The following is a 14,341-nucleotide window of genomic DNA, read 5'->3' as shown; positions in this document are numbered from 1 at the left end:
GACGTGACTCATTTTATTGTTGCCAAAGACTTATCATAGACAGGCAGAGTGTATCGACACTCCACCTGAGTCTTAATCTTGCTACTTGATATTAAAGTTGTAATAGATATCAAGAGATTGCCCTAAAGTACCCGATACGGTTTCGAGATAAAGCTGTGAGAGCAGGTAATATCTGACCGTCATCTCATAGCCAGGGTTAAACACGCCTACCCCGTATTTCACCATCAAGTTCTCGCCGATAAAGCCACTGATCGCCACACGGCCTTCATCGTTGGTGTCGAGTTGCACGTTAGAGAAACCAAACTCTTCTATTAATCCGGTCGCGGTATTACCTATATTATTTATTGCGCCGCCGCCCACCTGCGAGCCTAAACCTAAGGCCGCGCCCATCATCAACGAGTTATTTTGCTCATTGTTGGCACTGTTAAAACCACTGCCTTTAATAATGTAAGACAAGATTTCAGCCTGCTCTTTTGCGGGGTTAGAGAACAGGGTCACCACAGGGCGGGCGGGAGTGCCAGTAACGCGCACACCCGCGACTAAGTCTTCACTCTTAATCTCGCGTATTGCCTCAATATTTAAGTTTGGCACTGACGTTGGCCCCACAAACTGCACTTCGCCGGTACGGATTTTCAGGGTTTGGCCCATAAATTTGTAACTGCCCTGATTGACCTTGATATTACCGAAGAGCAAAGGCGGGCGGAACGCTTGTTGTTGCAGCTTTAAGGTTCCTTGCAGCTTGCCCTTGAGGCCCATGCCATCAATCCTGAGCTCGTTGCCTACACTGATATTCAGATCGGCCACGACGGCATAGGGGCTGGTTTTAGGTTGCATAGCGGCAATGGAATCGTCAAAGACCACGTCTTCGGAGGTGGCGATACCGCCTTCTGCTAATGGCACAATTTTAATATTACCAGAAGGGACTGCAATTTTTCCTTTTACTGCCAGTTGCTTACTATTGAAGCTTAAATTGATATCGGGTGAAACATCGAGGATAGCCAGTGGCGGTTGGATCACGGCGAGCTTATCGCCTTCGAGGGCTAATTCGCCACTAAATTGACCTTGGGGCCATTGCAGTTGACCATTTACCCTGCCCAAACCATTACCCATCATCCAGCGGCCTTTGAGCTGGGCTTGTTGACCCGCGAACGACATAGACAGGTCAATTTTGTCTATGAGTGTTGGGTTTGCCGTCAGGGCTAAGGCGCCCTCCGTTAAGGCCATGCTTCCCGATACTTCTGGTGCCTCTAGACTGCCCGCAAAGTTAAGCTGACTGGTGAGCAAGCCTTGTACCGTATTGAGTTGTGGGAAAAATTCTCCCAGCGGTTGTAGGTTGATTTGCTTGATATTGGCATAACCAGAGAGCGAGCGGTCTGGGGTGACATTGACGTTGATTTCACTCTGCCAACTGGCCACACCTTCAGATTCAAAATTTAATACTGTTGCCAGCCGTTTAGCATCTAAGGTCGCCAGCAATGACAAATGTTGGTAATTAATGGTGACTTCACGATTCTTATCCCGTTTGAGCATGATACTGCCAGGAGCAAAATCAAAGTCCACATCGGCTGTCGGTTTACGACCCGCAGCCCAAGCAAAATTGGCTAACAGCGAGGCCGGACCATCCCAGCGTATATTCGTTGGCAATATCGGTACGAGTAACTGCCCCGGATTCCCTGAGTAGCTCACCTGCGCGCTGCCTTTTTTGCCTATGGCCGTCTCACTGTTTAGACAGATACGGCTGTTCGGATTCATGAGACAAAACGGTGTGATGCTGCCCTGATTTTTATTTTGATCCCAAGCGAGATTAATGGCGTTGTCGAGCTGCCATAGGCCAACGGGGGTATTGAGATTTAAACGTTCAACATCGAGCCGTAGCCGTGACTTTTTCACATTGTATTGGCTGCTCACTATGGTATCGAGGCCAAGATCGCCCGTGGCATTCAGGGTCAGCTTTTGAGCGTCAATCGTGCCTTTCGCCCCGAGCGTCACAGTATCTAAATTCTGATCCGCAATCTGTAAGGCTTTCGATTTCAGCGAGATAGCAAATTCATGTTGTTCTAGCGGCTTGTAATAGGCCTTTAAGTTGGATTCTCGCAGCTTAATATTTTGATAAAACAGTTCAGCGAGTTGGGCGGTGAGTTCAACTTGTGGGTGCTTCTCATCCCCTGTGACATTAATTTGCGCTTGCAATTGGCCGCTGGCCTTAGGCAACCACAGACCGAAGTCGGGCACTTGCAGCTCACCCTGTAGATCCCAATTGGCGTTAGCTTCGCCTTTGAGTGTCAGAGTTGAGCCCAGTACTTTGGCGTTCAACCCCTTAGCACTGACATACAGGGAATCATTCACATTGATATCCCCTGTGATATCGAAGGGATAACCTTGCAGAGTGCCCGTGAGTTCTGTGTCGTTCAGGGAGACTTGCCAGCGAGGATCAGCAAATGAGCCTTGAGTGTGTAATTTTCCTGAAATCAAACTGTCCGGTAGACTCGTTGCTGTTTGCGCCGTATCCGTTTGTGGTAGTTGTACTTCCTGCAGTTTGACGTCATGGAGCCAGAGATTGGCGTTCCAGCGAATGGCTTTTTGATAATCGAGTTCGCCCGTGAGTTTGACCTGACCAATCGCGCCCGTTGCATCAAGATTATTAATGGTTAACTTCGCATCTTGATGCTGAAGGCTAGTGTCTATGGCGAGTACTTTGTGGAACGGCGTCGTCAGCTGGCCTTTAAGGCTCGCTTCTTGACGATTGAGATCGCCTTGACTTTCCAGTGCTATATCGCTGACTGAGTATTGAGGGCTTTTTAGCGGCCACTGTAGTCGTGTCTGCTCAAGTTTCACCTTGTAGGGCAGCTTAGGATCGCGAAGTGTTATCTGCCCATCTAGCTTGAAGTCTGCATCTCCCTTAGCGACAGCGTTGACTTGTAGTTGCCCTAAGCTTTGGCTCAGCTTTACATCTAGTGCTTGGTGAGTCAGTTCGGGTAATTCTGCTAATTGGTTAAGGATGAGGTTGGCTTCTAAATCGAGTGGATAATCGTTATCGAGCGTTAAACTGCCTGTGATATCCGCACTGCCATCTGTATGGCTGATGGCGAGATGAACTAAGGTCAATTGATATTCGCGGAAACGACCTTGCAGCTCGGCATGACTAAAGACATCTTTACGATCGCCGATTTGCAGCGTGGTGTTATCAAGCGTGAGGGCATTAACCGTCACAGGAAAAGGCATAAACACTTGTGGCAAGTGCGCTAGAGCCCATTCAGCATTATTGTCTTTTACGGGCTTGTCTTTTGCCGGCGAGTTGGCCGATGGATCAGGCGTTGCATTGGCTGTTGTGCTGGCTGTGCTGGCCGCTGCGTTGGGTGTCGTACTCGCGGGTATGTCGGCGTTAGAAGCCGTCGTTGTCGCTGCTTGGCTCGTTTGTGCGGTATCGGTTGCTGTGGGGATCAGCACAAACAATCCTTCACTGGAAAGCTGCTTAACCGATAAGCCTTCGGCAAACCACTGCGCTTCAGCGTTAAGGCGACTCGCCGCAAATTGCATCTCATCCACTTGGATATTCACAGCGTTGAGTTCAGCAGAATCTAACACGATATCAAAGGGTAATTGCAGCTCGCTGGGCGCTTCATCGAGCGGCGCTATCGGTGCTTCGTTTGTGTCGGCAGACAGAGCTAAGGTATCGATAGTGACATCGACTTTGGCCGCAGATAAGCCGTTCACGCACAAACGCTTTTGTAGTAAACAGGCGGGTTGCCAGAGTAAATGCAGATCCTCAAGTTGCACCTTAATGCCCGCCATAGACCAAGACGCATGGGACAGGGCTAAGTCTTTATTAATGGAACCTGAGGTGTAAGTGAGATCAAGATCGGGCACAAATTGATCGGCTAAGCCTACGGTTATGCGCGAGCCAAACTCAGTGCCGAGTAATAGTGCGATTAACACTAAAAGCCCTAATGGCACATAGATGATAATTCGAGTCCAGAGTTTGAACTGCCGCCAAAGTTTTTGGATGAATGACACAGAGGTCGCAATGGCTTCAGTGACTTCGGTGATAGGGCTGTCTATTACGTCTTGCTCTGTTGGCTTATTATGCTCTGGGGGCTGGCTCATAGATCAGTCCCCATGGTCAGGTGAATACGCCATGATCTTTCAATGGTATCGGTTTCTTTCAATCCAACCCCTAAATCCAGTTTGATTGGGCCGATGGGGGAGATCCAATGGATACCGCCACCGACAGAGACAACAGGTTCAAATTGATTATTATCGAAGGCGTTACCCGCATCGATAAAGGTACCGACCCGCCAAGTGGGGGTTACATAATATTGATATTCTAAACTGCCGACCATTAAATAGCGGCCGCCTATGACCTCGCGATTGGTTTTGCCATCATATGCGACATAATCTAAATAGGGACCCAATTCTTGATAACCATAACCCCGTACACTTTGATCACCACCGGCAAAATAGCGTAGCGAAGGCGGGATAGAAGCCAGATCATTCTCGTTGGCTAAGTTGGCGGCTAAATCGATACGCGCAACAATCCTGTGATTGTCGAAGAAGGTATCAATCCATTTAAATTTGGCTTGAAGGCGTGCTAAGCGGGTTTCTGAGCCTAAATTGGGATCGGCATAATCTAGGCTGTAAATCTGCCTGAAACCAGACTTAGGATCGAGTGAATTATCACCCCGCGTTGTTCGCGAAAAGTTGATCCCAGCCAGATAAAACGACGGCATATAATCGACATCAGACTGGGTATATTCTTCGCGAATAGCCTCAAGTGAATAATTCATTAGCCACTGATTTTCGAGTCTTTGTTGGCGCAATAGTCCAATAAGGTATTTAGTCGATTCAAGCTGACCTGTGTTACTAAAATCGCGATTCTCGGCGTCATACACTTGGGTCACACCGTATTTATCCCGCAGTAAACCGACGCGGATTTTTAATTGATCATCTAAGGGATGTGTCAAGGGGATAGTATAAGTGGTTAATAACTTAGGTCTATCCGGTGACCATTCGAGGCTGGTTTCCTGTGAATGGCCGTATTTATTGATTTGTGGTGTGCGCCAAGTGACGCGCACCCTTGGGTCGAAAGCTTGGTCTGTCTTACCAATATCACCACCAAAACCGAGCTCAATGGCGTGGCTTGCCTTAGGGGTTAATTCGACCAGCACCGGAATATGACTGTCTTCGACACCGTCGATTTGCGGGATCACTTTGATATTAGCGAAATAGCCCGTATCTAATAACTGGCGATTCAGCGCGCTCACACGGCGGGTTGAATATGAAGCACCTGCCTTAAAAGGGATAAGATCTTCTAAGATTTCAGGTTCTAAACTATGGCCTTCGAAGCTGACTTGGCCAAATTTATAACGTTTACCAGAGTCAAAATGTAAACTTACCTGCGCGGTATTAATGTCGCGGTTAACTTTAATCTGTGATTCCGTAAATTCACCATCGAAGTAACCTCGGGCCAAAGCTAAGGTGACCAGCTGCGATTTGACGTCGCTATATACACCGTGGTTTAGCACATCGCCAGGCTTTAGGTTGACCTTAGCCAGCCATTGATCGAAGGCGCGATCATCAAGCATTTCACCACTGAAGTTAATATCGACCCATTGCACTATGGTCGGTTCGCCAGCAGTGATCTCCAGTTTCAGCTCCCAAGGGCCCTTATCATGTTCCGTCAGTTTTTCTTCCACTTCACCATGGTAGTAACCCATGGATTCTAAGGCTGTGCTGACATTGTCTTCGACATTAAACAGAAAGGCACGACGCTGCACCTCGGACTCGGGTAAGGTGCCTAAGTGCGCAACTATGTTACGTTGCAGAGCTTCATTCACGCCTGAGACAGACAATTTAATAAATTCATCTGCCGCCGCAGCGACGGATGTGACTGAAATCAGACTCAGAAATAAGCAAAAACGAAAACAATGTGAGGTGATTTGCAAAAATGGCTGCACTTTATAGTCCCTGTGATGTGGCATCATTGTCGCCAGAATAAAACCAACAGGCAAGGAGATGATTGAAATTACACGATGAAATGGGTACAAAGGACGCTACTTTTTAAGGGGATGTAAAGAATGAAAACAAAATTAGCCACCTTTAGTTTAATTATCTCGGGTCTACTTTTTATGTCACACAACACCTTGGCCAATGACAAACCGTTTGCTATTGCGATCCACGGCGGCGCTGGCACGATTTCTAAGGCTAATCTCACCCCTGAACAACGCCAAGCCTACAAAGATAAGTTAAAGGAAGCGGTCGATAAAGGCTCAAAAGTCTTAGAGGAGGGCGGTGACAGCTTAGTGGCAGTTCAAACCGCCATTAATATCCTTGAAAATAGTGCTCTGTTTAATGCAGGTATCGGCGCGGTGTACACCTATGACGGCGGACATGAATTAGATGCCTCCATTATGGATGGCAAAACCATGAATGCAGGCGCTGTCGCTGGAGTACGCCATATCGCCAACCCCATAGATCTTGCTTTAGCCGTGATGAATAAATCTGAGCACGTGATGCTCTCGGGCGCAGGCGCAGAAGAATTTGCACTGACCCAAGGCTTTAGCTTAGTGCCGAACAGTCATTTTGATACTGACGAGCGTTATCAGCAATTACTCGATGCTCGGCAAAAACTGCAAGCTGCGGCTAAATCAGAGCAAGTCGCAAGTGTTGAGATGCAAGATCTCGATTACAAATTTGGTACCGTAGGCGCCGTCGCCTTAGATAAAAATGGCAACTTAGCAGCTGGTACCTCAACTGGCGGCATGACGGCAAAACGCTTCGGTCGCATTGGTGATTCTCCTGTGATTGGTGCCGGCACCTATGCTGAAAATGGGGTGTGCGCCGTATCGGCAACCGGACACGGTGAGTTCTTTATTCGCTATCAAGTAGCAGGGGACATTTGTGCTAAGGTGAAATACCAGCAGAAATCCATTATTCAAGCCGCCGATGAAGTGATCAATCAGCGGCTTATTACTGCTGGCGGTTCGGGTGGCGTGATTGCTGTCGATCAGCGCGGTAATATCGCTACGCCATTTAATACCGAAGGCATGTACCGCGCTACCCGTAGCAATGGCGAACCCGCCCAAGTGCTGATCTGGCAAGACCAATAACTTGAATTGTAGAAGCCGTTGGTTCGTGCCTGACATTGCTTACAAGATTGTTTACAAGTTGGTGTAAAAAATAGCTTAGAAATATCTCACAGAAACATGGCTCAGAAACCTTAAAAAGCGAGTGCTGCGAAAGTGGCACTCGCTTTTTGCTAACGGTTTTTTACTTTAAGACTGAATAAGAAGCTGATAGGTTTGAGCTATTACAATTAATCAATGTCATGTGCGTATAAAGCTTTGTTTAATGTCATCAGACCTACAATCATCAAACGCAAAGCCGCACTTAACACACAGTCAAAGCTGCAGTTTGTCTCCAGCGAGCTCATCGCGTCAGCATGAAGTTGCACTCAACGTATAAGGATATTGACATGATCTCTACCGTGTTAACCGACCGCGTCAGGGTTTTCCTCAATCGATTTCGTCATCGACTTTGGGTGAAACCTCTGCTCGTTTGCCTACTCTCGATTGCAGTCGCTTTTGTCGCAAAATTGGCCGATGGCACTGAACTCGTTGAGATTGTACCTAAGGTGTCATCGGCCTCCATCGAGGCGCTGTTATCCGTTATGGCTTCCAGCATGTTGGTTATGGCTACTTTTTCCGTGGGTTCTATGGTCTCTGCCTATGCTTCGGCGGCGAACACGGCAACACCACGTTCATTTATTTTAGTTGTCGCCGATGATGCCTCACAAAATGCGCTATCGACCTTTGTTGGGGCATTTATCTTCAGTATTGTGGCACTCACCTCAGTCAAAAATGATTACTTTCAAACCGCAGGTCTGTTTATCCTCTTCCTGTTGACCGCGTTTATCTTTGGCATGGTGATCTTTACCTTTGTTCGTTGGGTGGATCGCATCGCCCGTCTTGGCCGCATGGCAACCACAATCGAGAAAGTTGAAAAGGCGACTGCCGATGCACTAAGACGGCGACACAAAACCCCACATCTTGGCGGCGTTTCTGTGCGTCATCAAGCGCGTGGACGAGCCGTGTATGCGGCTAACGTCGGTTATGTTCAATACATTAATATTGCCGCGATGCAAAGCTGGGCCGAGAAAAACGAGGTGCGAGTCGTAATCGCAGCTCTGCCGGGCACGTTCGCCACACCCAATCGACCATTGGGATACATTAGTGCCGATGGTGCGGAGCAGACTGAGATGGATTGCACTTGTGTTGTCGAGTCATTCCAGATTGGTGATACCCGTCTTTTTGACGACGATCCGCGATTTGGTTTAGTGGTACTGTCGGAAATCGCTGGCCGCGCTTTATCACCCGCTGTCAATGATCCAGGTACGGCCATTTGCATCATAGGCACACTGGTACGGCTGTTTACCCTATGGGGTGAACCCGCGGCAGATGATGATAAACCCGCGCCAGAGTGTGATCGCGTAGAGGTTCCTCACGTTTGTGTGCAGGACATGTTTGATGATGCGTTTACCGCGATAGCTAGAGACGGTGCGGGAGTGGTGGAAGTCGCAGTACGGCTACAAAAAGCGCTTGAATCGTTAGCCTCCAGCGATGACGGGGAAATACGCGCTGCCGCTGAGTACCACGGTCGATTGGCGCTGAAGCGTTCACAAAAAGTGCTTGATATCGAAGAGGACTTGCAAGCCGTACAAGACGCTGCCAAGTTTGCCGAGTCAGCAGCTTCGTCTAACACTTAACGAGACATTTATTATCTCATCGTGCTGTGTATCCGTTTGTTGTTTCTTTCTATTCTGTCAGCACTTTTTGACATTCGGTTTACACACTAGATAAGCGCAATCGATATAAATCGCACATCCTTGCCGATATTTTGACTAGACTTCAAACGTAGGGTTAATTCGAGGGGAAGACTATGGACTTAATTAAGATTCGTGACCATATGGATCGTCAGCCCGTGTTACTGCGCGCGAATATGTCGCTGGCGACCGCGGTCGAAAAGCTGTTAGATAATAATAAAATGGGCGCAGCAGTGGTTGATGATACGGGCGATTTGGTGGGCTTTTTATCCCAGCAGGATTGCCTGGCTGTGATGATCAAAAGTAGCTATCACTGCGATATGACCTCAGTAGTGAAGGATTGTATGCGTACTGAAGTACTGTTTGTCGGGCCTGATGACAGTATTTTGCAACTCGCTGAACAAATGCTCGGGCCTAAACCTAAGGTTTATCCTGTAGTTGAACACGGTAAAGTGATTGGCACGATAAATCGCACTAATGTGCTCAAAGCGATGAATATCTATATGCAACAATGTTATCTGTCACCAGTTTAATCTGAGCCGCAGTGGAGATAATCTGACGCCCTTTATCCTGAGTGCAGAGTAAATTAGCAATACCATTGCGCCACTTTCCTTGCTAGGATCGCCGTTTTTGATGCTAGCAATGGAATTTGGATTTGAACTCAGACAAACATCCGCTATCGAACGCCTTTCTTAATCTTTGTTATCAGGCTGATGCGTCTAGGATCCGTCGTCGTTTATTTAAGCTCAATAAAGAAGCCGACTCAGATAAAAAGACCCAAGTCTTAGCCCAGCTGAGTGAGCAAGCGCAGGCGGCGTTTGAGAAGGTTGAGCAGCGCCGTAACGCTCGCCCTAAAATCCACTATCCTGAAAACCTGCCCGTTTCTATGATGCGCGATGACATTGCGCGCGCGATTGCGGGCAATCAAGTGGTGATCATTGCTGGCGAAACGGGCTCGGGTAAAACGACTCAGCTCCCCAAAATTTGTTTAGAACTCGGCTTAGGTTGCCGTGGCATGATTGGCCACACCCAGCCAAGACGCTTAGCTGCTCGCAGCGTGGCGAGCCGAGTTGCAGAAGAATTACAAAGTCCGCTCGGTGAAGTGGTCGGCTTTAAAGTGCGTTTTGCCGATGCGCTTAAGAGTGACTCTTATATTAAGTTGATGACCGACGGTATTTTACTGGCAGAATTAACCTCAGATCGCAATCTTGATCAATACGATACCATCATCATAGATGAGGCCCACGAGCGCAGCCTCAACATCGATTTTATTCTGGGCTACCTCAAACAAATTCTGAAAAAACGCCCCGATCTTAAAGTTATTATCACGTCGGCTACCATAGACGTTGAGCGTTTTTCTAAGCATTTCAACAATGCGCCTATTATCGAAGTATCGGGCCGTACCTTTCCGGTCGAAACCCGCTACCGCCCCTTAGTGCAAGATAGCGATGCCGATTTAGATCAAATCGAAGGTATTTTTGCCGCCGTCGATGAACTGGTAGCCGAAGGGCTGGGCGACATTCTGATCTTTATGAATGGCGAGCGGGAAATTCGCGATACGGCCGAGCAATTGAGCCGACGTAATTATCGCGATACCGAAATTTTGCCGTTGTACGCGCGTTTATCCTATGGCGAGCAATCTAAAGTCTTCAGTAGCCACAGAGGCAGGCGGATTGTACTAGCGACGAACGTGGCGGAAACCTCGTTGACTGTGCCGGGCATTCGCTACGTTATCGACCCAGGTACAGCGCGTATCAGCCGTTATAGCTATCGCACTAAGGTGCAACGTTTACCGATAGAACCTATCTCGCAGGCGAGCGCCAATCAGCGTCAAGGCCGTTGTGGTCGTGTGGGACCGGGTATTTGTATTCGTTTGTACGATGAGGCGGATTTTAATAATCGTCCGGCGTTTACCGATCCTGAGATTCTGCGTACTAACTTGGCTTCGGTCATTTTGCAGATGCTCGCCATCGGCCTAGGTGATATTGCCGGTTTCCCCTTTATCGAGCCACCCGATCCACGCCATATCCGCGATGGTTTCTTGCTGCTCGAAGAATTACAAGCGGTTGAGAGCAAACACGGCAAGCTAGTGTTGACGCCACTTGGGCGCAATCTGGCGCAAATTCCTGTGGATCCGCGTTTGGCGCGTATGGTGGTAGAGAGTCAGCAGTTAGGTTGTTTGAACGAAGTGCTAGTGATTGCCGCGGGCTTATCGATTCAAGATCCCCGCGAACGACCGATGGAGAAGAAGCAAGCCAGTGATGAAGCCCATCGCCGTTTTGCCGATCCCAGTTCTGATTTTGTTAGCTGGATAAATCTGTGGCAGCACTTAAAAGATCAGCAAAAAGAGTTATCTGCTAGCCAGTTCCGTAAAAAGTGCCGCGATGAATATTTAGCCTATTTGCGCGTGCGCGAGTGGCAGGACTTATACACTCAGCTTAAACAAGCCGTGCACGATTTAAAGTGGCGTTTAAACGATACACCCGCCAATTACGACAGCTTGCACCGTGCGTTGTTGTCTGGATTGTTGAGCCATGTTGGTTTTAAAGATAACAATAACGAGTACTTAGGTGCGCGTAATCGTAAGTTTTTTGTATTTCCCGGCTCGCCATTGGCCAAAAAAGGCCCTAAGTGGATTATGGCGGCTGAGCTTACCGAAACATCGCGTCTATTTGCTCGCTGCTGCGCCAAAATCGAACCCGAATGGCTAGAGCCCTTAGCGGCGCATTTGATCAAGAAAAGCTATGTTGAGCCCCATTTTGAGGCAAAACCTGGCAGCGTTATCGCCCTTGAGAATCAAGTGCTCTACGGCTTGACGGTTGTACACCGTCGCAAGGTGCAATACGGCCCCATCGATCCCGTTGAAGCGCGTGAGATTTTTATCCGCAGCGCTTTGGCAGAAGGGCAGTTACAGACCCAAGAAGCGTTTTTTGTCGCTAACCAAAAGTTGCTCGAAGACATTGAATCCCTCGAGCATAAATCCCGCCGCCGCGATATTTTGGTGGACGAGCAAGTGTTGGTGGACTTTTACGAGCCGCGGATCCCGGAAGGGATTTACAACGCCCAGCTGTTTTTTGGCTGGTGGAAGAAGGCCAAGCGCGAGCAACCGGATTTACTGGATTTCAGCAAAGCACTGTTAATGCAGCGTAATGCCGACCATATTTCGACCTTGGATTTCCCCGATACCTGGCACAAGGGCAATTTGCGCCTGCAGCTGAGTTATCACTTTGAACCTGCGGCGGCGGATGATGGTGTGTCGGTGCACATTCCGGTGGCGCTGCTCAATCAAATCGACGATAGCGATTTTGATTGGCTAGTGGCGGGGTTGAGGGAAGAAAAGTGCATCGCGCTGATCAAATCTTTGCCTAAGAGTTTACGACGTAACTTTGTGCCAGCGCCTGACTATGCCCGCGCTTGTGTGCAGGCCATGGTGCCTTTTAGTGCCAGTTTGCTTGAGGCTATGTGCAAGCAATTGCTGCGCATGAGTGGCACGCGCATCTCGCCGGAGGATTTTGATTTAACGCAACTGCCCGCGCATTTGCAGATGAACTTTAAAATCGAAGACGATAAACACAACTTAGTGGCCGAAGGTCGGGTGCTCGATACCTTAAAAGCCGAGTTGCAGGGCGTGGTGGCGAAGGCTATTCGTCAGGTGGCGGATAAAGGTATAGAGCAAGAAGCGTTAACCGAGTGGTCCTTCGGCGATTTGCCCAAGCAATATCAGCAGCAAAAAGGCAATTACCAAGTACGGGCGTTTCCGGCGCTGATCGATAGAAAAGACAGCGTTGCGATCAAATTATTTGATGATGAGTTTGAAGCCTTAGATGCCCATCGCCAAGGTCTGCGACGCTTATTGCTGCTAAACATTCCATCACCGGTAAAACATTTGCAGCAAGCTTTGCCAAATAAGGCGAAATTGGCGATGTATTTCAATCCCTTTGGTCAAGTGCAAATCTTGATTGATGACATTATTGCCGCTGCTGTGCAGCAGTTGTTGGATGAAAAAGCCCTCGATGTGCGTAATCAAGCCCAATTTGAGCAGGCAAAGGATTGGGTTCGCCAAGAACTCAACCCGACCGCCGAGCAAATCGCCCTGAAGGTTGAGCAGATTTTGACCTTATACCAGAGCATTAAAAAGCGTCTCAAGGGCAAAATTAGCTTAGATATTGCCTTTGCTATGAGTGATATTCAAAGCCAATTAGACAAATTAGTGTTTAAAGGGTTTGTCGAATCCTGTGGTTGGAATCGTTTAACCGATGTGGCGCGTTACTTAAAGGCAATTGAAATCCGTGTCGAGAAGTTGCCTGTCGATCCGACTCGTGACCGTTTGCATATGCAGAGCATTAACAAGGTACAGGAAGCATTGACTGCGCAACTGGCGAAAGTGCCGCGATCGCAGCCGACACCGCCCGCGTTAATCGAGGCACGCTGGATGATTGAAGAGTACCGTGTTTCCTGTTTTGCGCAGGTGTTAGGCACGGCTTATCCGATATCTGAAAAACGCATTTTGAATCATATCCAACAAGTATAAAAATATGAGGTCAGTGAATTCATTAATTACGACTTAATAGCTGTTATTCTTGGTTATCTCATTACGCCGCTAAGCTTACTTAGCGGCGTTTTTATTTTGTGGTTTTAGTCATTCTCGTTTTGCGATCACTAACTTACCTGAGCAAACAACATTTAATCTCGAAACGTCAACACGCCCTAATCAGTTTGCTTTACTCCTTTGGAGATATTTAGCGCTAATTTTAAGCATTCACCTTGCTAAAAAACTGATCTTTGACCATGTTTTAGCCATACCTTAATAACTTCTTTGTCCGAATTCACCTCATTACAATCTAATAAATCGTTTACAAACCATGAGCTAGTTAAATCTATCGCCAAATTGATGATCTGGATCAAGCATTATCAGCTTTACCAATTTGGAGGTATACAGTTTGTTAACAACTAAAAGGTATGATGTTTGAGTGAGTTAAAGATGCAACGGATATACATAAAACCTGCCGCTGACGCCTGTTCCAGCGCGAAAAAATGGCAGGAACACACCTCTTGGAGGATGCATGAGTGCTAGCACCGCAGAAGAAAAATCCTTAGAACTGAAAATTTTTATCTTTTTAACCGTATTTCTCGCACCGTTATTGTCCGTGCTGCTGGTCAGTGGCTTGGGCTTTGCAATTTGGTTTAGTCAGATCCTGACTGGACCGCCGGGAGCGGGTTAATCGCTTTATTATCAAATATTAGACAAAGAGTGGAATGTCGGATGAGCAAAGAACTCCATATCACCAGTTTAGTGGTGCAGGTCTTACCGCAGAAAATGGCAGATGTTAGACAACAGATAATGACCATTGAAAATGCCGAACTTTCCGTCAACAACGAAGTGAAATTGGTCGTGGTTATCGAAGGTGAGACTCAGCGCGCCTTGATGGACTGCATAGAAGCGATCAATGCCATTCCGGGTGTGTTATCCGCCACTATGGTTTACCACCAGAGTGAAACGCTCGAAGAGGGTGAAGAATGAAT

Annotated in this window: 8 protein-coding genes; 6 read left to right on the top strand and 2 right to left on the bottom strand. The window is 47.8% G+C overall.

Annotated features, from left to right (window positions below; genetic code table 11):
* Positions 1–81: 81 nt before the first annotated feature.
* Positions 82–4,104, bottom strand: coding sequence for an autotransporter assembly complex protein TamB (gene tamB, locus K5Q99_RS02785; protein WP_220775978.1), 4,023 nt, complete (start codon positions 4,102–4,104; stop codon positions 82–84).
* The gene (locus K5Q99_RS02780) at positions 4,101–5,954 is read right to left on the bottom strand and encodes an autotransporter assembly complex protein TamA (protein ID WP_220776019.1); all 1,854 of its coding nucleotides are present in this window, start codon (positions 5,952–5,954) and stop codon (positions 4,101–4,103) included. The genes tamB and K5Q99_RS02780 overlap by 4 nt, the downstream gene beginning before the upstream one ends.
* A 120-nt stretch (positions 5,955–6,074) precedes the next feature.
* Here K5Q99_RS02780 and K5Q99_RS02775 point away from each other — a divergent pair, with 120 nt between their 5' ends.
* The 6 genes from K5Q99_RS02775 to K5Q99_RS02750 all read left to right on the top strand — a co-directional run bounded on the left by K5Q99_RS02775 (position 6,075) and on the right by K5Q99_RS02750 (position 14,339).
* On the top strand, positions 6,075–7,106 hold the full coding sequence (locus K5Q99_RS02775; protein WP_220775977.1) for an isoaspartyl peptidase/L-asparaginase family protein: 1,032 nt from the start codon (positions 6,075–6,077) through the stop codon (positions 7,104–7,106).
* Between the two features lie 365 nt (positions 7,107–7,471).
* Positions 7,472–8,761 (top strand): DUF2254 domain-containing protein, encoded by a 1,290-nt coding sequence (locus K5Q99_RS02770; protein ID WP_220775976.1) that lies wholly within the window; start codon positions 7,472–7,474, stop codon positions 8,759–8,761.
* Positions 8,762–8,934: 173 nt separating this feature from the next.
* On the top strand, positions 8,935–9,351 hold the full coding sequence (locus K5Q99_RS02765; protein WP_028760149.1) for a CBS domain-containing protein: 417 nt from the start codon (positions 8,935–8,937) through the stop codon (positions 9,349–9,351).
* A gap of 122 nt (positions 9,352–9,473) precedes the next feature.
* Positions 9,474–13,349, top strand: coding sequence for an ATP-dependent RNA helicase HrpA (gene hrpA, locus K5Q99_RS02760; protein WP_373316997.1), 3,876 nt, complete (start codon positions 9,474–9,476; stop codon positions 13,347–13,349).
* A 532-nt stretch (positions 13,350–13,881) separates the two neighbouring features.
* Positions 13,882–14,040, top strand: a complete 159-nt coding sequence (locus K5Q99_RS02755) for a nitrate reductase (protein WP_028760147.1) — start codon at positions 13,882–13,884, stop codon at positions 14,038–14,040.
* 41 nt (positions 14,041–14,081) lie between these two features.
* Positions 14,082–14,339 (top strand): chaperone NapD, encoded by a 258-nt coding sequence (locus tag K5Q99_RS02750; protein WP_220775974.1) that lies wholly within the window; start codon positions 14,082–14,084, stop codon positions 14,337–14,339.
* The last annotated feature ends 2 nt before the right edge of the window (positions 14,340–14,341 follow it).

The organism is Shewanella hafniensis, from assembly GCF_019655335.1.
Lineage (GTDB): Bacteria > Pseudomonadota > Gammaproteobacteria > Enterobacterales > Shewanellaceae > Shewanella > Shewanella hafniensis.
This window is presented reverse-complemented; position numbering and strand designations above follow the sequence as displayed.